The sequence below is a fragment of the Streptomyces sp. NPDC127084 genome, assembly GCF_042724175.1.
In the GTDB taxonomy this organism is placed as follows: domain Bacteria; phylum Actinomycetota; class Actinomycetes; order Streptomycetales; family Streptomycetaceae; genus Streptomyces.
In genome coordinates this window covers 1-20,091 of sequence record NZ_JBHXFA010000134.1, presented here as the reverse complement: position 1 = coordinate 20,091, position 20,091 = coordinate 1, and the positions used below count along the sequence as shown (strand labels likewise).

General features: G+C 70.0%; 16 protein-coding genes and 1 riboswitch. Of the genes, 10 read left to right on the top strand and 6 right to left on the bottom strand.

Annotated features, from left to right (window positions below):
• Window positions 1–683 precede the first annotated feature (683 nt).
• Window positions 684–980: a chorismate mutase gene (locus tag ACFWI9_RS26115; protein WP_387165493.1), complete on the bottom strand. Its 297-nt coding sequence runs from the start codon at window positions 978–980 to the stop codon at window positions 684–686.
• Window positions 981–1,350: 370 nt separating this feature from the next.
• Here ACFWI9_RS26115 and guaA point away from each other — a divergent pair, with 370 nt between their 5' ends.
• The 5 genes from guaA (at window position 1,351) to ACFWI9_RS26090 (ending at window position 6,600) form a co-directional block, all read left to right on the top strand.
• Entirely contained in the window at window positions 1,351–2,964 is a 1,614-nt protein-coding gene (gene guaA, locus ACFWI9_RS26110) for a glutamine-hydrolyzing GMP synthase (protein ID WP_387165491.1), read from the top strand.
• A gap of 113 nt (window positions 2,965–3,077) precedes the next feature.
• A complete protein-coding gene (locus tag ACFWI9_RS26105) occupies window positions 3,078–3,662 on the top strand; it encodes a Uma2 family endonuclease (RefSeq protein ID WP_387165489.1) in 585 nt (194 codons plus the stop codon).
• A 58-nt stretch (window positions 3,663–3,720) separates the two neighbouring features.
• Entirely contained in the window at window positions 3,721–4,545 is an 825-nt protein-coding gene (locus ACFWI9_RS26100; protein ID WP_387165487.1) for a class II aldolase/adducin family protein, read from the top strand.
• A 150-nt stretch (window positions 4,546–4,695) separates the two neighbouring features.
• Window positions 4,696–5,973, top strand: a complete 1,278-nt coding sequence (locus tag ACFWI9_RS26095) for a hypothetical protein (protein WP_387165485.1) — start codon at window positions 4,696–4,698, stop codon at window positions 5,971–5,973.
• Window positions 5,974–6,063: 90 nt separating this feature from the next.
• Complete coding sequence (locus tag ACFWI9_RS26090) at window positions 6,064–6,600, top strand: TQO small subunit DoxD (protein WP_387165495.1); 537 nt, start codon at window positions 6,064–6,066, stop codon at window positions 6,598–6,600.
• Between the two features lie 242 nt (window positions 6,601–6,842).
• On the opposite strand, the gene ACFWI9_RS26085 is transcribed toward ACFWI9_RS26090, so the two are convergent.
• Window positions 6,843–8,225, bottom strand: a complete 1,383-nt coding sequence (locus tag ACFWI9_RS26085; RefSeq protein ID WP_387165483.1) for a PspC domain-containing protein — start codon at window positions 8,223–8,225, stop codon at window positions 6,843–6,845.
• Window positions 8,226–8,376: 151 nt separating this feature from the next.
• On the opposite strand from ACFWI9_RS26085, the gene ACFWI9_RS26080 reads away from it, so the two are divergent.
• Together ACFWI9_RS26080 and ACFWI9_RS26075 are read left to right on the top strand one after the other, a co-directional pair.
• The gene (locus ACFWI9_RS26080) at window positions 8,377–9,714 is read left to right on the top strand and encodes a PspC domain-containing protein (protein WP_387165481.1); all 1,338 of its coding nucleotides are present in this window, start codon (window positions 8,377–8,379) and stop codon (window positions 9,712–9,714) included.
• An 11-nt stretch (window positions 9,715–9,725) separates the two neighbouring features.
• Window positions 9,726–10,421, top strand: a complete 696-nt coding sequence (locus tag ACFWI9_RS26075) for a LuxR C-terminal-related transcriptional regulator (RefSeq protein WP_387165479.1) — start codon at window positions 9,726–9,728, stop codon at window positions 10,419–10,421.
• 30 nt (window positions 10,422–10,451) lie between these two features.
• Here ACFWI9_RS26075 and ACFWI9_RS26070 read toward each other — a convergent pair whose 3' ends face one another.
• Window positions 10,452–11,501: an NlpC/P60 family protein gene (locus ACFWI9_RS26070; RefSeq protein ID WP_387165477.1), complete on the bottom strand. Its 1,050-nt coding sequence runs from the start codon at window positions 11,499–11,501 to the stop codon at window positions 10,452–10,454.
• 252 nt (window positions 11,502–11,753) lie between these two features.
• Here ACFWI9_RS26070 and ACFWI9_RS26065 point away from each other — a divergent pair, with 252 nt between their 5' ends.
• Entirely contained in the window at window positions 11,754–12,107 is a 354-nt protein-coding gene (locus ACFWI9_RS26065) for a hypothetical protein (protein ID WP_387165475.1), read from the top strand.
• A gap of 255 nt (window positions 12,108–12,362) precedes the next feature.
• Here ACFWI9_RS26065 and ACFWI9_RS26060 read toward each other — a convergent pair whose 3' ends face one another.
• Complete coding sequence (locus tag ACFWI9_RS26060) at window positions 12,363–13,487, bottom strand: NlpC/P60 family protein (protein ID WP_387165473.1); 1,125 nt, start codon at window positions 13,485–13,487, stop codon at window positions 12,363–12,365.
• Between the two features lie 6 nt (window positions 13,488–13,493).
• A riboswitch (cyclic di-AMP (ydaO/yuaA leader) is annotated at window positions 13,494–13,684 on the bottom strand.
• A 252-nt stretch (window positions 13,685–13,936) separates the two neighbouring features.
• Between ACFWI9_RS26060 and pcrA the strand changes: the two genes are divergently transcribed.
• Entirely contained in the window at window positions 13,937–16,432 is a 2,496-nt protein-coding gene (gene pcrA / locus ACFWI9_RS26055) for a DNA helicase PcrA (RefSeq protein WP_387165471.1), read from the top strand.
• An 88-nt stretch (window positions 16,433–16,520) separates the two neighbouring features.
• Here pcrA and ACFWI9_RS26050 read toward each other — a convergent pair whose 3' ends face one another.
• Both ACFWI9_RS26050 and ACFWI9_RS26045 read right to left on the bottom strand, forming a co-directional pair.
• Window positions 16,521–18,143 (bottom strand): M23 family metallopeptidase, encoded by a 1,623-nt coding sequence (locus ACFWI9_RS26050; protein ID WP_387165470.1) that lies wholly within the window; start codon window positions 18,141–18,143, stop codon window positions 16,521–16,523.
• Window positions 18,144–18,372: 229 nt separating this feature from the next.
• Complete coding sequence (locus ACFWI9_RS26045; RefSeq protein WP_387165469.1) at window positions 18,373–19,251, bottom strand: esterase/lipase family protein; 879 nt, start codon at window positions 19,249–19,251, stop codon at window positions 18,373–18,375.
• 392 nt (window positions 19,252–19,643) lie between these two features.
• On the opposite strand from ACFWI9_RS26045, the gene ACFWI9_RS26040 reads away from it, so the two are divergent.
• Entirely contained in the window at window positions 19,644–20,057 is a 414-nt protein-coding gene (locus tag ACFWI9_RS26040; RefSeq protein WP_338677185.1) for a cobalamin B12-binding domain-containing protein, read from the top strand.
• Window positions 20,058–20,091: the final 34 nt, after the last annotated feature.

Here is a 20,091-nt window from a genome sequence, read left to right as displayed (position 1 = left end):
ACCGAGCCGCCAACCTGCGCCTAACTCGACCCGACCCTCACCCGCACCTGGCCGGCGCGTGAGGTGCGCCAGACCGGTGGGGCGGCACGCCCGACGGCCCCCGCCGCCCGGACCGGGGGGCCCCTTCTCCGTCAGCACCGACGTCAGGGCAGCGCCGGTGCCTGGGAGCGGCGCCGGGGGGTTGCGCCGCTTGTCTCACGTGCCCTGGGTCGGCGCCCCGGCGCACACGGGGCGCACGCGTGGTCTCGACCTCTGGCGGGTGGACGGTGCACTGCGGTGAGGCAGTCAATGCAGGTGTGTGCGCGGGTACTTGGGAGTCCGGGGCGGGAGTACCGGGGAGTGCTCGGGACACCCGGAGCCTTCTTACGCATCGTGCTGGATGGACGCGGCCTCCGCAACCGTTCGATCCGGCTTTGTGCATTTTTGCATTTTCCGCCGGGCGGCCCCGGGCGTCCCCGGAGCCGACCGCTCTTCGGGTGACCGGCCTGCTGTCCCCTGCCGACCGGTCACGCACGCCGGGGCGAGGTCCCACGACACACCTGAGGTGCGCCACACGCCCCAGCGGAGCCACGCGTGGTTCTTTCCTTCGGGCCCGCCCCTGGCTGGCACGGACACCGGGACCAACGAGGACCGCAGGGCCTGGTCACGCGCCGTACGGGTGAGAGCGGGCCGGGACACCCGTGTCAGACACGGCCCCGGCACAGCTCGAGAAGCGTCATCGCCAGCGACGTACCCGGCTTGCCGACGGCGTCCCGGTACCTGCTCAGCACCTCCATCTCGCGGGCCAGGTTCACGCGGCGGCCACCCGAGCTGATCCGGGCCTCCTGGATGACGGCCGAGACTGCCATCCGCTCCTGGATCAGGCCGATGATCCGGTCGTCAAGGGAGTCGATACGCTCCCGCGCGTCCCCGATGAGCGCCGCTGCCTCGGGGGTGCGTGCCCCGGTCTCACATGCGGGGGAGGTGGTGGTGAGGCTCATGGTGCAGGTCTCCTTGCGTGCTGGGTGCGATGGGTGTTGACGGCCCAGGACGACCCGGTAAGCCCCGGTCGGAGATGACACTGCCCGTACACGCAGAACGCCCCGGGCCTTGTCGGCCCGGGGCGCCTGGGAAGTCGCTTGTCAGTTGCTCAAGCAGCACGACCATGGCAGCCGGCGGGCCGGATGCCATAGGTAAAGACGAAGGTCTGGTGCTTGTGCATGGCGCTCAGTATGCCCTCCGGCCCGGTGCGGGGCCAGCCGGACGGCCGGGTGATTCGGATGTTAAGCCGAACAGCGGCCCGGCACGGCCCGCCGCCGCCGGTAGAATCAACAAACAGAACCCCTCCCAGCACGCCGGAAGGCCGCCGTAGTGTCCTCAGCGCCCACCGCTGCCGCGCCCGACAACAACAGCCCGGACGTCGTCCGCGCCGTCCTCGTTGTCGACTTCGGCGCCCAGTACGCCCAGCTCATCGCCCGCCGAGTCCGCGAGGCCCGGGTCTACAGCGAGATCGTGCCGTCCACCATGCCGGTCTCCGAGATGCTGGCGAAGAACCCTGCCGCGATCATCCTCTCCGGCGGCCCCTCGTCCGTGTACGAGGAGGGTGCCCCGCAGCTCGACCGCGCGCTCTTCGAGGCGGGCGTGCCCGTCTTCGGCATGTGCTACGGCTTCCAGCTGATGGCGCAGACCCTCGGCGGCACCGTCGACAACTCCGGCGCCCGTGAGTACGGCCGTACCGGCCTGCACGTCAGCAAGCCCGGCTCCACCCTCTTCGAAGGGACCCCGGCCGAGCAGCCGGTGTGGATGTCGCACGGTGACGCCTGCTCCGCCGCGCCCGAGGGCTTCACCGTCACCGCCTCCACCGACGTGGTCCCGGTCGCCGCCTTCGAGAACGACGCGAAGAAGCTGTACGGGGTGCAGTACCACCCCGAGGTGATGCACTCCACGCACGGCCAGCAGGTCCTGGAGCACTTCCTCTACCGGGGCGCCGGCATCGAGCCGACCTGGACCACCGGAAACGTCATCGAGGAGCAGGTCGCGGCGATCCGCGAGCAGGTCGGCGCCAAGCGCGCCATCTGCGGGCTGTCCGGTGGCGTGGACTCCGCCGTCGCCGCCGCCCTCGTGCAGAAGGCCATCGGCTCCCAGCTCACCTGCGTGTACGTCGACCACGGTCTGATGCGCAAGGGCGAGACCGAGCAGGTCGAGAAGGACTTCGTGGCCGCGACCGGGGTCTCCCTGAAGGTCGTCGACGCCCAGGAGCGCTTCCTGGACGCGCTGGCCGGGGTGTCCGACCCCGAGGAGAAGCGCAAGATCATCGGCCGGGAGTTCATCCGGGTCTTCGAGCAGGCGCAGGCCGAGATCATCGCCGAGGCGGGCGCGCACGGCGACGAGCCCGTCCAGTTCCTGGTGCAGGGCACGCTCTACCCCGACGTGGTGGAGTCCGGCGGTGGCACCGGCACCGCGAACATCAAGTCCCACCACAACGTCGGCGGACTCCCCGAGGACCTCGAGTTCGAGCTGATCGAACCGCTGCGCAAGCTGTTCAAGGACGAGGTCCGGATGGTCGGCCAGGAGCTCGGCCTTCCGGAGGAGATCGTCCACCGCCAGCCCTTCCCGGGGCCCGGCCTCGGTATCCGTATCGTCGGCGAGGTCACCAGGGAGCGCCTGGACCTGCTGCGCGAGGCCGACGCCATCGCCCGCGAGGAGCTCACGGCGGCCGGTCTGGACCGTGAGATCTGGCAGTGCCCGGTGGTCCTGCTCGCCGATGTGCGCTCGGTCGGCGTCCAGGGCGACGGCCGCACCTACGGCCACCCGATCGTGCTCCGCCCGGTCTCGTCCGAGGACGCCATGACGGCGGACTGGACCCGGATGCCGTACGAGGTGCTGGCCAAGATCTCCACCCGCATCACCAACGAGGTCGCGGACGTCAACCGCGTCGTCCTCGATGTGACCTCGAAGCCGCCGGGCACCATCGAGTGGGAGTGAGCCTCCCCGCTTGTCAACGCCGACGCCGTCGCTCATTCGTTTGTGGGGCGGCGTCGGCGTTCGCGGTGGGTAGTCTGATCGCACGGACCAGAATCACGGCCATGGGAGCACTCATGAGCGCAGAGATCTCGCACCACTGGCCGGTGCCGCCGCGCGACGGCTACACGGTGGACGACCTGCTCACCCTGTCCGACCTCCCGCCGCACACCGAGCTGATCGACGGGAGTCTGGTCTTCGTGAGTCCGCAGCGCTACTTCCACAGTCTTGCGATCGACCTGCTGGTGAACGGACTGCGGAGCACCGCGCCGCCTGAGCTCAAGGTCGTACGAGAGATGACCGTGGTGGTCGACAAGCGCAACGGCCCCGAACCGGATGTGTCGGTGGTCCGTGCGGCAGCGGCTCGCAGCCGGGCGCAGACGTACTTCCAGGCACGGGACGTGCTGCTGGCGGTCGAGGTGGTCTCTCCCGACTCCGAGGCCCGCGACAGCGACACCAAGCCCCACAAGTACGCCGGGGCCGGTATCCCCTACTTCTGGCGAGTCGAGATGGCGGGCGAGGACGAGCGGCCGGTGGTCCATGTCTTCGAACTCGACAAGGTGTCGCGCGCCTACGTGGCCACCGGCATCTTCCAGGACCGCCTCAAGGTCTCCGTACCCTTCGACATCGACATCGACCTCACGGAGATCGACAAGCTCTGATCCTCAAGGCGCGTCGCCTCTCTGGCCAGTTGGGGTGCGCGGCGCTACCTTCCGCCGCATGGACGAGACCCCGGCGAAGGCACCCGCCCCTGCTCCCGCTCCCGCACTGGCCCCCGTTTCCGCCGACTGGCTGCGGTTCGCCATGCCGCCCTTACACGAGTCGATCGCAGAGGAACGCGCCTACCGCAAGCAGCGGCTCGCGGGGGCGCTGCGGGTGTTCGCCGGGCTCGGGTACGAGGACGGGGTCTCCGGACACATCACCGCGCGGGACCCCGAGTTCGACGACTGCTACTGGGTGAATCCCTTCGGGGAACCGTTCGCCACGATGACCGCGGGCGCGTTGCTCCTGGTCAACGGGGAGGGGCAGGTCGTCGAGGGCACCCGGCGCGTCAACCAGGCGGCGTTCGCCGTGCATGCCGAGGTGCACCGGGCGCGGCCCGGGGTGGTGGCCGTCGCGCACACGCATTCCACACATGGGCGGGCGCTGGCGGCGCTGGGGGAGTTCATCGAACCGATCACCCAGGAAGCCTGCGCCTTCTACGAGGACCACGCGCTGTACGACGCCTACACCGGTGTGAGCGTCAACGCAGCCGAGGGGCGCGGCATCGCCACCGCGCTCGGCGCTCGCAAGGCGATCATCCTGCGCAACCACGGACTGCTGACCGTGGGCGACTCCGTCGACGCCGCCGCGTGGTGGTTCATCGCGATGGAGCGTTGTGCGCGGGTGCAACTCGCGGCGCGGGCGGCGGGGAAGCCGGTGCTCATCGCACACCGGGATGCCGTGGCCACGCGTGAGCAGCTCGGTGGCGATCTGGTCGCGTGGATCAGCTATCAGCCGCTGTGGCGGCGGGTGATGGATGCTGAACCCGAACTCATGTCGTAGTACGTCAATTTGATCGTTGGGCAATCACCCTCGCATTACCCGCGTATCGTCTTCTAAGGCACTTCCGGTGACCACCGGTACGGCACAATTCCTTGTCAGTACAAGGTTGTTGCTCAGCTGCTCAGCTCTGGTGGAAGGGTGCGACGTGCCGTGGCGGTGCAAGAGGTAGGACACAGCGTGCACGGCGGCGGCTGCACCTGCGGGGACTGCCCGCATGGCGCGCGCGAGGGGCACCGGCGTGCGGTGGCCGAGTTCGGCGCGCGCCGGGACGAGCTCGCCTCGGGGCAGGGGCTCCCCGCGCAGATCGCATACTCCGAAGGGGCCTCTCGCCAGTGGATCTCGGATGAACTGACGGCGTCGGCCCGTACCGTCGCCGAACGCAGCAGGGCGGCCGGAGCGGCCTGGCTGCACCGCGTCTGGCGGCGCACGCTGCTCGTGGTCTGGGGCTGCGCCGGGTTGTCCCTGGTACCTCTTGCCGGGACAGCCATCAATACCGGCTGGGGCCCGACACGTACCGCCGCGCTGGCCGCCGTGCTCTCCTGCGCCGTGCTGCTCACCGGTGCCGCATGGCTGCACCGGGCCCATGGCGGGTTGCTCGCGCCGTTGGTCGCCGAGGACAACCGGCTGTCCACCTCACGGGTGGTAGCCGGAGCCTGGGTGCTCTTCGCCGCTTCCACTGTGCTGTTCCTCGCCATGAGGCTGGCTGCGGCGGGTGCCTCTCCGGCCGGGTCCGCAGCCGGAGGCGGGCTGGGCGGAGGGTCCGGGCTCGCCAGGGGTACCGCCCTGCTGGTGCTGGTGACCGTCGTCTGCCTGATCGCCGTGGTCGTACGCCGGGTGGTCATCGTGCGCGTCCTCACCCAGCGGGTGCAGAAGGTGCAGGCCGACCATCCGCGCCCGGCTGATCCGCTGTGCGACGACGCCGGGCGCGGCAGCTTTACGGACGCCCAGTACGTGCTGGTCAGCGCGGCGGCTCTGAGTTACGCGGCGGTCCTTCTCGTCCGGGATCCGGGCGGGCTGCCGCGGCTCCCCTGGAGCGTGACCGCCCTGGCGCTGGTCTCGGCCTTCGTCTATCTGGCCGGAAAGTACGCCGAGGGCTCCCGGCCCGTCGTCCTCTCGGTCGTCCGTGCCCGTGAACCAGGCGATCTGGACGGCCCCATCAGGACCGGGGACGACATCGAGATCCGCGGCGCGGGCTTCGTCCCCCCGGGTGCGGGCGCCCCCGACCGGCTGGCCCGGATGACGGTGCGCATCGGCACGGTCCATGTGCATGTCCCGCTGGTGCCCGTGGCCGGAGGATTCACCAATCCCACCGACACCAGTATCAGGGTCCCGGTCCCGGTCGATGTCGAACCCGGACGGGTCGATGTGCAGGTGGTGACCGCGGCGGGCGCCGAGTCCAACCGGGTCGGTATCGACGTCACGGACTGAACCCGCTGAGCCATACAGCCGTCAGTCGCGTAGTCATATCTGCGGATCGTGGGAAGAATCGTTCCAGCCGGGTACGACGCGGAGGCGACGATGGCGCATATGGACCGGACGACGACCATGACAACCTACGGGCTGATTGACGACCGGCGGAACGGCGACGACGGCTGGAAGGGCACCGCGCAGCGCTACGCGCTGCTGCCCCTGAGGCTCTTCCTCGGCGTGACCTTCATCTATGCCGGACTCGACAAGCTCCTCGACCAGACCTTCCTCTCGGCGAGCGGCACGGGCTCGATCGGTGAACTCATGAGGTCCGTACGCGGCTCCTCGGCGATCCCCGGACTCGTGGACCTGGCCCTGAAGAACCCCTCGGGCTTCGGCTACGCCATCGCCATCGGTGAACTCGCCGTCGGCATCGGCACCCTGCTCGGACTCCTGGCACGGCTCGCCGCGTTCGGCGGGGCGCTGATCTCACTGAGTCTGTGGCTGACCGTGAGCTGGCAGACATCGCCGTACTACTACGGCAACGATCTCGTGTATCTGATGGCCTGGCTGCCCCTGGTCCTGGCAGGTGCCTCAGTGCTGTCCGTCGATGCCGCCATCGCGGATCGGCGCCGCCTGGGCCGGTAGTGCGCGAAGCGACGGCACCGACCGGGAACAGCCCTCTGCCACGCGGCTCGCCGGACCCCCCGGCGGCCCGCGTCCGGCTCACGGCGTGTGCCGCCTGGCTCAGGCCGCACGACCGCTCTCGACGGACACACGGTCCGGACGGGGCTTCAGGCGGCGGGGCCGTGTCACGTCCGGACGGGGCTTCAGGCGGCGGGGCCGAGTCACGTCCGGACGGGGCTTCAGGCGGCCGGAGCGGCCGAAGCTCAAGGCGCAGCGCGGGTGACCTCCACCAGCCCGAGCCCGACCTCGAGATGGAGCGTGAGTGTCCCGACCGGGCCCGCCTTCCCGGCCGGCTTCCCGCCTGCCTCCCCGGCCGGGGGCAGCGTGATCGTCCGCCGCCGGTCCGGGCCCACATCCACGTCCTCCCGTTGCTCGTCCGCCAGCCGGACCACCCCGAGACCGGCCTTGGCGGTGATCTTCACCGTCGCGTCCCGGGGCACGACCACCCTCAGCCGGCCCGCACCCACCTCCACCGTGGTGTTCACGGTCGACTCGGCTGGGATGGCGAGACCGCCCAGATCGAGCCTGGCATCGCCGCTGCCGAGCTCATAGCGCGGTACGACCGCCGCGATGGTCGCCGGCTGCCAGTCCGTGCGTATCCACTGGGTTCCGATCTCCTTCGGCAGCATGGACGAGGCCGCCAGCAGCAAGGCGGTGACTATGGTCAGCAGGACCGTGCCCCCGCGCCTGCGCCCGAGGAGACTGCTTGTCAGCAGACCGAGGCAGAACACCGCGAGGGCGCACGCGAAACCGGTCTCCAGGCTGGTGCCGAGCGGCTTTGATTCCCAGCTCAGACCTGCGCCGAGGCCGCCCGCGAGCAGCGCGAGCAGGAACACCAGCCCCCCGATGCCACGCTTCCCGTATGGCCGTGAGGCGGCGGCCGGGACTTCCACCGGGCCCGGGAACCGGCCGGATATCCGCTCCTGGGCCCGGCCGCGGTCCCCTCGCGCACCCGGCTGCCGGGGCACCGCCTCAGCCCAGTCTGGGGCCACCGCGTCCGGTGGCCCCCACAGATAGCCGGTGGCCACCGGCCCCGTCGAGCCGTCCTTGACGATGGGGTCACGCCACCATGAGGGCCCGCCCGGCGCGGGCGGGGCTTTGGTCTCCGGCGGTGCTTCCTTGACGGCGTGCGCTGTCGCGGGGTCGAGCCGGCCACCGTCGGACGCGGCCAGGCTGCGCCGCTGCGACCAGACCGCCGCTGCCGCCATGGCGATCGACAGCATCGCGGCGAACCCGAGCATGGTGCCATTGCCGATCATCGACAGGAACAGGGCGCAGCCGAGCAGGGCCATCAGCACGGCGATCAGTGCCGCACCGTCCACCCGGCCCGACAGCGCGCGGCGGGCCTCGTTCTCCTCCTCGCCGTCCAGGGGCATCAGCAGCCAGGCGAACCCGTAGAAGATCAGACCGATGCCACCCATCACCGTGAGCACCCCGATGACGATCCGGAAGATCACCGGGTCGACGTCGCAGTAGCGCCCGAGCCCGCCGCAGACACCGGCCACGAGCTTCTGTCGCGGGGTCCGGCGCAGCTGGGGCTGCTGCTCCCGCGGTGGCGCGGGGGGCGGAGTGGTCGGCTGAGTCATGGCTCCATGGTGACCGGCCCCGGCGCCCGGCGGCAGCCGTCCCGACCCTGGACCGTCCCTGATATTCCCCCTCCGGGATCCCTGGGGATCAGGGACAGTCTCAGGGACGGCCCTGATGCCAGCGATGGGACGGACGTGTGACCATCGGGGCATGTCAGCCGCAGCCGCCCGCCTGCCGGACGCCGAAGAGCCGACCGTCCGCAAGCTGTACCGCAGCGCCGACGGACGGTGGCTCGGCGGTGTCGCGCGCGGGCTCGCCGGCCATCTCGGTCTGCCTGTGGTCTGGGTCCGGCTGATCTTCTTCTGCCTTTTCATGGCTGACGGACTCGGCGCGCTGTTGTACGCGGTGTTCTGGATCGTCGTGCCCCTCGGTGTCGGTGGCAGGTCCGCCGAGTCGAAGCCGGTCTTCGAGACGACATCCGACGGCAGACGGCGGCTGCGCAAGCCGGACAAGGGCCAACTGTTCGCGTTGTTCGGCCTGCTGATCGGGGCCGTCTCGTTCGTCGTCAACGTCGACCTTGGCGGCCCGGTCAACCGCTATGTCTGGCCGGTGCTGCTGATAGGCACCGGTCTCGTCCTGGTGTGGCGCCAGGCGGACAACGCCCGCCGGGCCCGGTGGACCGGCGGTGGCACCCGCCGTCGGCTGTTCCAGCTGGCACGGGGCCTCGCCGGGGTCGCCCTGGTGGGTATGGGCCTGACCGTCTTCGTCGTCGTCCGGGGCTCGGCCGCCCAGTTCGGTAACGTCATGACGGCGGCGATCGCCGTGATCGTCGGCGTCGGTCTGCTCGTGGGCCCGTGGCTGGTGCGGATGACCCAGGACCTGTCCGAAGAGCGTCTGATGCGCATCCGCGCCCAGGAGCGAGCCGAGGTCGCCGCCCATGTGCACGACTCTGTCCTGCACACCCTCACCCTGATACAGCGGAACGCGGACGACGCCGGTGAGGTGCGCAGACTGGCCCGGGCCCAGGAGCGCGAGCTGCGCAACTGGCTCTACCGCCCCGAGGGCACCGGCAAGGAGGCGGACGAGGAGCCGGCCACCGTCTCGGACGCGGTGAAGAAGGCCGCCGCCGAGGTGGAGGACAAGCACGGCGTTCCGCTGGAGGTCGTCGTCGTCGGCGACTGCCCGCTCGATGAGCGGCTGGTGGCGCAGATACAGGCCGCGCGCGAGGCGATGGTCAATGCCGCGAAGTACGGTGGCGAGGGCGGCCCTGTGCAGGTGTACGCGGAGGTCGAGGGCCGGACCGTCTTCGTCTCCGTACGGGACAGGGGGCCCGGCTTCGACCCCGAGGCGGTTCCAGAGGACCGGATGGGCGTTAGAGAATCGATCATCGGGCGGATGCAGCGCAACGGCGGCACGGCGCGGCTGCGCTCCGTGCCCGGCGGGGGCACCGAGGTGGAGCTCGAGATGGAGCGGGAGCCGGAGACCCGCGACGGTGCTTCACACGGGGCCTCCCAGGGCCCAGACCACGGGACTTCCCCAGGACAGTGAGAGGCGGACGGATGACCGAGCAGACCGATGGGGGCGAGCGAGGTTCGGAGCGTCGCGTAAGGGTCGTGCTCGTCGACGACCACCGGATGTTCCGGGCAGGTGTGCAGGCCGAGATCGGCCGCACGGATGAGACCGGAGTCGAGGTGGTCGGTGAGGCCGCCGACGTCGACCAGGCGGTCACCGTGATCACGGCCACCCGCCCGGAGGTCGTGCTGCTCGACGTCCACCTCCCCGGCGGCGGCGGGGTGGAGGTACTGCGCCGCTGCGCGGGGCTGATGGGCGGGGAGCATCCGGTGCGCTTTCTCGCGCTCTCGGTGTCGGACGCGGCAGAGGACGTGATCGGGGTGATCCGCGGGGGCGCGCGGGGCTATGTCACCAAGACCATCACCGGCAGCGACCTGGTCGACTCGGTCTTCCGCGTCCAGGACGGGGACGCGGTGTTCTCGCCGAGGCTCGCGGGTTTCGTGCTCGACGCGTTCGCCTCGACCGACGCGCCTCCGGTGGACGAGGATCTCGACCGGCTCACCCAGCGGGAGCGGGAGGTGCTGCGGCTGATCGCACGCGGATACGCGTACAAGGAGATCGCCAAGCAGCTCTTCATCTCCGTGAAGACCGTCGAATCGCATGTGTCGGCGGTGCTCAGGAAGCTCCAGTTGTCCAACCGCCATGAGTTGACGAGGTGGGCCACGGCACGGCGACTGGTGTGACCCCACCTGGCAAAGGCACGACGAGGCGACTTATGCGACCCGGGTCGCGCCGGCGAACGGCATCTGGTCGATGGGCGCGACCCGCACGGGTGCGCCCGGTCGCGGGGCGTGGATCATCTGGCCGTTGCCGATGTAGAGGCCCACATGCGAGATGCCTGAGTAGAAGAACACCAGGTCACCGGGCGCGAGCTGGGAACGCGGCACCCTGGGTCCGGCGTCGATCTGGGTGTAGGTGGTCCGGGGCAGGGAGACCCCGGCCGAACGCCAGGCGGCCTGGGTGAGGCCTGAGCAGTCGTATGACGAGGGCCCCGTCGCGCCCCAGACATAGGGCTTTCCCAGCGCTCCGTACGCGTACGCGATGGCTTGTGCCGCACGGGGATTGGGGGCGTCGGCCGCGACAGCGCCGCGCGTGTCGTCGCGGTCGGCCCGGCCGGGCAGCGTGCCGTCCCCGCTCGCGTAGGCGGCCTGCTCATCGGAAGTCATCCGGGCCAGGACGGATCGGGCGGCGGCGAGTTTCTCGCGTACGGCCTTGCGGTGCCGCGCGAGTTCTTCCTGGCGTTCCGTCAGCTCGGCCAGCCGCCCGTCGGCTTCGGCTCTCAACTGAGCCAGTTCCCGGCTCTCCTCGCGGATCCCGGCCAGGGTGGCGGCCTGCCGGGATCCGGCCCGCTCGGCGTACTCGGCGCCTGTCAGATAGGCGTCCGGGTCCGAGCTGAGAGCCAGTTGCACGGCAGGGTCGAGACCACCCGCGCGATACTGGGCGGTGGCGAGCGAACCGAGCGCGTCCCGGGCGGTGTTGAGCCGTGCCGTGCGCCGGGCGGCCTCGTCGCGCAACCCGTCGAGCGTGGTGCGGGCCGCTGCGGCGGCCTCCTTCGCACCGTTGTACCGCTCGGTCGCCTCCTCCGCCTCCCGGTAGAGGCCGTCTGCCTTCGTCTTCAGTTGCTCGGGAGTGGAGCCGGGGTCGGCGTGCCCGGCGCCCTCGAAGAGAGTGCCTGTCGCGGCACCCGCCAGCGCGACGGTGAGAGCGGTGCGGGCGGCGGTGCCGCCCAGGTTGCGCTGCTTGGGTCTGCGGTGCGCTGCCACGAGGGCCAGTCCTTCCGGTGTCCGGTAGGTCGTTCCGTACGGTTCCGGCGGCGGTCCGCCCAGGGGAAGCGTCCCGCCGCCGGATCCTTCGGCGTGGCGGTCGAGTCTGCTGACCGGTATGAGATCGGCAGGTCGATCACCTGGGGGAGGACGCTAGACCGACATGGTGAGCCGACGGGGCGAGATGACCGATATTGACGGAAGTCAGCGCGCCCAGGTCGGTTTCCGACCGGGGAGCTAGGCTCCGGTGTCATGGACGTACTCATCAATGTCTTCGTCGCGCTGCACATCATCGGTATCGCGGCGCTGCTCGGCGGTTTCCTGACCCAGATGAAGGCCATGGGCGCCGGGACGGCCCGCTTCACCCCGGCGATGCTCCACGGGGCGCTGACGATGCTGGTCACGGGTGTGGCGCTGGTGGGACTCAATGAGGCGGACGACCAGGCGGTGAACAACCTCAAGGTCGGCATCAAGCTCGCGGTGCTGGTGGTGATCCTCGGGCTCGTCTATGTGAAGCGGGACGAGGAGCGGGTGGACAAGGCGGTGTTCGGCGCGGTGGGCGGCCTCACCATCGCCAACATCTTCATCGCGACTCTCTGGACCTGACCCGATGTGACCTGACGTGATCCGGTCTCGGATGAGCCGGGCGACCGCCCGGCAACGGTTCCCGGTGCTGGAACTGGTGCTTGCCGAGCCCCTGGCCCCGGAGCGGTACGACCGGTACCAGGCGCTTGGGGAGCAGGCGAGTTCCATGTGGGCGAGTTGGAGCTCCTGGTGCGCCACGACTGATCGCGGGGTGCCCCTGCGGCCGGGGCCGAGGGGCACCCCTTGCATGTGAGCCCGGCTGGCTGCGAGCTCCGCTCAGACCGGCCGCACGCTCCCGTGGATCGGCATGTAGTAGATCGACTCCTCGCGGACGTTCGCGCCCGGCTTCGGGGCGTGGATCATCTGGCCGTTGCCCGTGTAGATCCCGACATGGCTGATGTCGTCGTAGAAGAACACGAGGTCGCCGGGGACGAGGTCCTTGGTCGCCACCCGCTGCCCCACCTCCACCTGGTTCGAGGTGGTCCGGGGCAGATCGACACCGGCCGCCCGCCAGGCCGCCTGGGTCAAGCCGGAGCAGTCGTAGGAGCTGGGGCCGGTCGCGCCCCAGACGTACGGCTTGCCGAGCTGGGTGCGGGCGAAGGCCAGCACCTGCTGCGCCTTGGCGGCGTACGAACCAGCGGCCGTGCTCGCACCGGCACCTGTCCCGATGCCCTCCTGCCGCGGTTGTGCCCGCCGCTCCGCCGCGGCCTCAGCCGCTGCCCTGGCCTCAGCCTCGGCCTCGCGGCGGGCCTTCTCCTCCCGCCGGCGGTCAAGCTCCGCGAGCCGTGCCTTCTCCTCCGCCGTCAGCCTCGCCATCAGCCCCCGCGCCTCGGCGAGCTTGCGCTGCACCGTCTCCTTGGTGGTGCGCAGGGACGCCTGCGAGACGCTGAGTGTCTCCAGGCTCCTGGACGCCTCCGTTGGCTGCTCCAGCGCCGCCGACCGCTGCTCCTCGAAGTCGGTGACGGCCTCGCGCTGTTCATCGGAGAGCCGGTCCATCAGACGCGTCTGGTCGAAGTACTGCTGGGGACTGTCCGCGAGGAGCAGCGCGGCGGTCGGCGCGCCGGTGCGGTACTGCGCGGCGGCGGTCGAACCGAGCGCGCGCCGGGCCTCGTTCAGGGACTGTGTGCGTTGTGCGTTGCCGTCGAGGAGCTGGTCCGCCTTGCGGCGCTGCTGCGCCGTTTCCTCTTTGGCGCGGTTGTACTGCTGCGTACCGGTGCCGGCCTGGCGGTAGAGGTCGTCGACCTTCTTCTGGACCTCGTCGACACTGGGCTGTGGTTCGGCCTGGGCACTCTGCGCGGAGAGCAAGGTCACTCCCGCGATGGCCGCCGTCGTGAACCCGACGGCGGGACTCTTCGTACGTGTACCCGTACGGGCACCCGTCGCCTTGCGGTGCGATGCCAAGACGGCATCTCCTTCCGTTTGCCGCCTACCGGGTTAGCTGTCGGGTTCGGACGGAACGGAAGGTTGTCCTACGGGCCTTGCTGGGCGTGGCCCGATTCACCCCGGTGGGGCCCCTCTTGCGTTGGTCGGCGCAGGAGAGTTGGGTCCCCGGTTCCTCACTTTCCTTGCGGAATGGTCGGATTCGGCGCGAGCTGCCCGATTGGCGTTTGTCGCCGCGGGGGTACGGGCTGCCTGGGCGAGCACGCTAGCCAAACTGTGGCGCTCTTGTGAAGGTCGGTGCGCGTTATGTCCGATACATTTCCGTGACCTTGGCGTGTCGTGGCTGCAACTTCACTAAATGTGACGACTGGGGCCGGGTCGGACATCGGCGGGATATTGGCGTGATCGAGACGGGGGATTGAGGGAGGTGGCGGCGGGCTGTCGGTGCGGCGGCCTAGACTCGTAAAGCGATGAGCAGCCTCTTTGACGAAAGCTTCCTGGCCGGCCTCCAGCGCTCGACGGCCTCGGAGGAACCCCCGCCTCCGGAGCGCGAAGGATATGACGAGCCGGACGAGCACGGCCCCGCCGAGGACGTCCCGCACGACCTCTTCGACGGGCGCTTCGACGTGCCTCCGACCAGGGACGAGTACTACCGCAGCGGCGTACCACGCCCGGCCGTGGACCCCGCCGCGCTGCTCGGAGGGCTGAACGAACAGCAGAGCGCCGCCGTGGTCCACACCGGCTCGCCCCTGCTCATCGTGGCCGGAGCCGGCTCCGGGAAGACCCGGGTGCTGACCCATCGGATCGCCCATCTGCTGGCGACCCGCAATGTCCACCCGGGGCAGATACTGGCCATCACCTTCACCAACAAGGCCGCGGGTGAGATGAAGGAGCGGGTCGAGCATCTCGTCGGCCCGCGCGCCAACGCGATGTGGGTCTCCACATTCCACAGCGCCTGCGTCCGCATCCTGCGCCGCGAGAGCAAGAAGCTCGGCTTCACCTCGTCGTTCTCGATCTACGACGCCGCCGACTCCAAGCGGCTGATGGCGCTGGTCTGCCGCGATCTGGACCTCGACCCGAAGAAGTTCCCGCCGAAGTCGTTCAGCGCCAAGATCTCCAACCTGAAGAACGAGCTGATCGACGAGGAGACCTTCGCCGATCAGGCCGAGGGGGGCACCTCCCAGGCCGGAGGCCCTGGGGGAGGTTTCGAGAAGACGCTGGCCGAGGCGTACCGGATGTACCAGGCGCGGCTGCGCGAGGCCAACGCCCTGGACTTCGACGACATCATCATGACCACCGTCCATCTGCTGCAGGCCTTCCCGGACGTCGCCGAGCACTACAGGCGCCGCTTCCGGCACGTCCTGGTGGACGAGTACCAGGACACCAACCACGCCCAGTACACCCTGGTGCGCGAGCTGGTCGGCGAGGGATACGAGGACCTGCCCGCCGCCGAGCTGTGCGTCGTCGGCGACGCCGACCAGTCGATCTACGCATTCCGCGGCGCCACCATCCGCAACATCCTCCAGTTCGAGGAGGACTACCCGGACGCGACCACGATCCTGCTGGAGCAGAACTACCGCTCCACCCAGACGATCCTCTCCGCCGCCAACGCCGTCATCGAGCGCAACGAGAGCCGCCGCCCCAAGAACCTGTGGACCAACGCGGGCGCGGGCGCGCAGATCACCGGCTATGTCGCCGACACCGAACACGACGAGGCGCAGTTCGTCGCCGACGAGATCGACCGGCTGACGGACGCGGGCGACGCCAAGGCGGGCGATGTCGCCGTCTTCTACCGGACCAACGCCCAGTCCCGTGTCTTCGAGGAGATCTTCATCCGCGTCGGCCTGCCCTACAAGGTGGTCGGCGGCGTGCGCTTCTACGAGCGCAAGGAGGTCCGGGACGTCCTCGCCTATCTGCGGGTCCTCGCCAACCCCGAGGACAACGTCCCGCTGCGCCGGATCCTGAACGTCCCCAAGCGCGGTATCGGCGAGCGCGCCGAGGCGATGATCGACGCCCTCGCGCTGCGCGAGAAGATCACCTTCCCGCAGGCGCTGCGGCGTGTGGACGAGGCGTACGGCATGGCGGCCCGTTCGGCCAATGCCGTCAAGCGCTTCAACACGCTGATGGAGGAGCTGCGCACGATCGTCGAATCGGGCGCGGGACCGGCCACCGTCCTCGAGGCGGTGCTGGAGCGCACCGGTTATCTCGCCGAGCTCCAGGCGTCGACCGATCCGCAGGACGAGACCCGTATCGAGAACCTCCAGGAGCTCGCGGCGGTCGCCCTCGAGTTCGAGCAGGAGCGCGGAGCCGACGAGGGCTCCGGCACGCTCGCCGAGTTCCTGGAGCAGGTCGCGCTGGTCGCCGACTCGGACCAGATCCCGGACGAGGACGAGGAGGGCAGCGGCGTCATCACGCTGATGACGCTGCACACGGCGAAGGGCCTGGAGTTCCCGGTCGTGTTTCTTACCGGTATGGAGGACGGGGTCTTCCCGCATATGCGGGCGCTCGGCCAGACCAAGGAGCTGGAGGAGGAGCGGCGGCTGGCGTATGTCGGCATCACCCGCGCCCGTGAGCGGCTCTATCTGACCCGTTCGTCGCTGCGCAGCGCCTGGGGTCAGCCCTCGTACAACCCTCCGTCGCGTTTCCTGGAGGAGATCCCGGACGCGCATCTGGACTGGAAGCGGACGGGACCGATGGCCTCCCCGGCGGGTCCGGTCTCGGGGATCACCTCGTCGCTCTCCTCGTCGCGGTCGCGTTCCGGCCCCTCGGGCTTCGCGACCCGGCGCGCGGCGGACAAGCCGGTGATCGCGCTGGCGGTCGGCGACCGGGTGACGCATGACCAGTTCGGTCTTGGCACGGTGATGGCGGTGACGGGATCGGGCGCGGACGCCCAGGCGACGATCGACTTCGGTGACGCCAAGCCCAAGCGGCTGCTGCTGCGGTACGCACCGGTCGAGAAGCTGTAGCGGGGAGCCGTGTGGCGGGGGGTGCTGCGGTGAAAACGCCGCACCCCCGAAGGCGGCGCGGAACCGGCTTCCCTGCGGTGCGGCGGGATCAGGTCGGGTCGAGCCCGTGGCTGCGCAGCCACGACAGCGGGTTTATCGCGTCACCGCCGCCCGGCCGCACCTCGAAGTGCAGATGTGGGCCGGTGGAATTGCCCGAGTTGCCGGAGAAGGCGATGACGTCGCCGGCTTTGACCGATCCTGAACGGATCTTGGTGCTGCTCAGGTGGCAGTACCAGGTTTCCGTGCCGTCGGCAGCCGTGACGATGGCCATGTTCCCGTAGGCGCTGTTCCACTGGGTGCGCACTGTGCCGTCGGTGGCGGCCTTCACCGGCGTCCCGTAGGAGACGGGGAAGTCGATACCGGTGTGCATGGACATCCAGTTGACGCCTGCCTGGCCGAAGTAGGCGCTGAGCCCGGGCCGGCTGACGGGGAGGGCGAATTTGGGGCGCAGTGCCTCACGGCGGGCGGCCTCAGCTTCGCGCTTCTTGCGGTCTGCCTCCTGGCGCGCCTTGAGGTCGATGCGCTCCTGGGTGCGGCTGGCGCGATCGCCGAAGTCGCGGGCGTCCGCGCTGAGTGCGGCGAGCTGGGTGTCGAGCTTGCTGTTGGCCGGGACCGACTGCACCGAGGCGGGATCGGCGGCCGTGACCGTGGTCTTGCTGGTGCTCTCCTCGTCCCCGGAGAGTCCGCCCACCGAGGCGGCCGCCACACCGGCGACACCCATGACGCAGGCGGAGGGCACGGCCACGGTGAGCATGGCGGAACGCTTGGCCGGGGTGCGGCGGCGGCCACGGGTGCCACCGCGGCGGGCGGGGCGCGGTGCGGGGATGGACACCGCGGGGGCGGTCATGGTCCTTGCCGCGGCGACGATCTCGGCCTCGTCGTAGCCCTCGTAGCCCTGGAAATCGTCGGAGCCGTTGAAGCTCCGTTCGTCCGGGAGCTCGTGTCGGCCGTCCGGCTGCTCGGTGTCCAGGACGCGGTCATCGGCGCCGGATTCGGTCTCGAGGTGTACGGCCCCGAGGTGCCCGGTTTCGTGGTGGTCGGCCTCGTGGAGGCCGGGTCCGGCCTGGAAGTCGTTCTCGGGGGAGAACTGCTCGGGCAGGGGCGCGTGCTCGGTGTAGTAGCCGGTCTGCTCGGTGTACTCACCCGGGTTCGTGGCGTATTCGGCGTATCCGGGATGCTCCGGGTAGCCGGTGGGCGCTGCGTACTGGCCGTATTCGCCGTACTGCTGCGGCTGGGGCTGCGCCTGGTAGGTGCTGGTGCCCTGTTCCGCGCCCAGGCTGTCACCGCTGCCCGTGCCCGAGTTCCAGGCCGTCGCGTCGTATGCGCCGGTTTCGTAGGACGTGCCGTACGCGCCCGCCGCGGGCCACTGGCCCGTCGTGTCATAGGCGAAGGTGGCCGCCGCCGTCTCGAACTGGCCCGTCTGGTTCCAGGCGTTGGCGTCCCACTGGCCGGTGGTGTCGTACTGCTGGTGTGCCTGGGCGGTGGCGTAGCTGTCGTAAGCCGTCGTCGCCGACTGCCACTGCGTCGCGTCGTACTGGTCGGTGCTGCCGATGTCTCCGGTGGTTCCCGTGCCGTAGGCGTAGTCGCTGGGAAGCGAGCCGAAGAGCGGGTCGGTGTCGAAGCTGCCGGAGGCGTAGGAGTCATACCCGGCGTCGGGGTGCTGGTCGTTCACCAACTTCTCTCTCGCCTCGACAGCAGGACCAGGATCCGGAGTCACCCGCGCTGGGGGGACCCGAGGAATCGCAGTGGGCGCGACTGTACCCGGCAGTACGCGACGCCGACAATCTTCCGTTGGTTCCAGGCAGACGGGAAACGGGCATTCGGCCGTCTTTCGGCGAGGTCCAGGGAGACCTTTGGCCTTATGTTCGATAAGTGTTCGAAGTCTGTTCAGGTGGCGGGCCTCAGGCGACGGACACGGCTCCGGGTGTCCCCGCCCCGGCTTCCATGCCCGGCTCCGATTCCTCAAGTGCCTCCCGGAGGCTTGCCGCGACGGCCGGATGTACGGGGAGGGCGAGGTGGCCGATACCGCTCACACGCACGTTCCGCACCCGCAGATCCGGGTGATCGATGCGGGCCGTTTCGAGCGGAACCATCAACTGATCCAGGTCGCTCCAGAAGGCGACGAAGCGAGTCCGGCAGCCGGGGGCGGGCAGCTTGAGCTCCTCCACCACATCCGAGCCGGGGCGCATTTGGCGCACCAGGGGGTGAGCGCTCGCGATCGGGGCGACGCTGGTCCCGGAATGGGGGGTGCCGAGGGTGACCAGTGTCCGGACCCGGTGGTCGCCGCCGAGTCGCTGGACGTAGTAGCGGGCGATCAGGCCGCCGAGGCTGTGCCCGACGATATCGACCTCGGGCCGACCGGTGCGGGCGCAGATCTCCTCTATATGGCGGCCCAGCAGTTCGGCGGCGCTCCGTACGTCACAGGTCAGCGGCGAGTAGTTGAGCGACTCTATGGAGCGTCTTCCGTCCCGGGCCAGGTGGCGGCGCAGCAGGACGAAGACGGAACGGTTGTCGATGAAGCCGTGGAGGAGCACCGCCGGGGGAAGCTGCGCCACCTGCTGGCTGGGCAGGGCCCGCGCGTCCCCCGCGGAACACCCGGATCCGGCCACGCCGCACCCGTCGGGGCCTCCTGGCCTCGGACGGCCTGGCCGCTCCTGGCTGATGCCCGACGGGTACAGCACAAGGTGCCCGGCCAGGATCGCCAACTCGAGGACAGTGGCGCGGAGCAGCGCGACGGGCAGCCGGAAGTGCGGAAAGCGCAAGAGCGGCAGCAACCCCATGGCCGACCTCCCGAATGGCGCACGGGTCGACGGCTCCGTCCCCCATGGCCCTCGTAGGGAGACCGGCAGGCCGCGCCGCACTGGGTCGTGCGGTGCGAGGTGCGGCCGTATGGCGGTGCGGGCTATACGGCGCTGCGGCGATGGTCTGACGGCTCCCTGGCGCTCGCCGACTCCTGGCGCGGCCCGGTCGCTGACGACTGCGGGCCGCTCGGTACGGTGCCGATGCGGCGCGTGGCGAATATGTCCCACGTGTGATTTCCCCCTCCCTGTCCACCGTGAAACGAGCGGTTGCGGGATGCTGTAGATAACGTTCGTTCACCTCCCCGGTCCTTCCGGTGAACGGGGTGCGGGGTTCGTGCCAACGGCGGCACAGTCGGGATGTGGAGGCAGTGATGGGTGTGACCGGTCCGATCCGCGTGGTGGTGGCCAAGCCGGGTCTCGACGGCCACGATCGCGGCGCGAAGGTGATCGCACGGGCCCTGCGCGACGCCGGTATGGAGGTCATCTACACCGGGCTCCACCAGACCCCGGAGCAGATCGTGGACACCGCGATCCAGGAGGACGCCGACGCGATCGGCCTCTCCATCCTCTCCGGCGCCCACAACACGCTCTTCGCCAAGGTGCTGGAGCTGCTGAAGGAGCGGGACGCGGAGGACATCAAGGTCTTCGGGGGCGGAATCATCCCGGAGGAAGACATCCCCCCGCTCAAGGAGAAGGGCGTGGCCGCGATCTTCACCCCGGGCGCCACGACGGCATCCATCGTCGAATGGGTCAACGCGAACGTCCGGCACCCGGCGGACGCCTGACCCCGCCTGCGCCGCCCGTACCGCCCCCCATGGC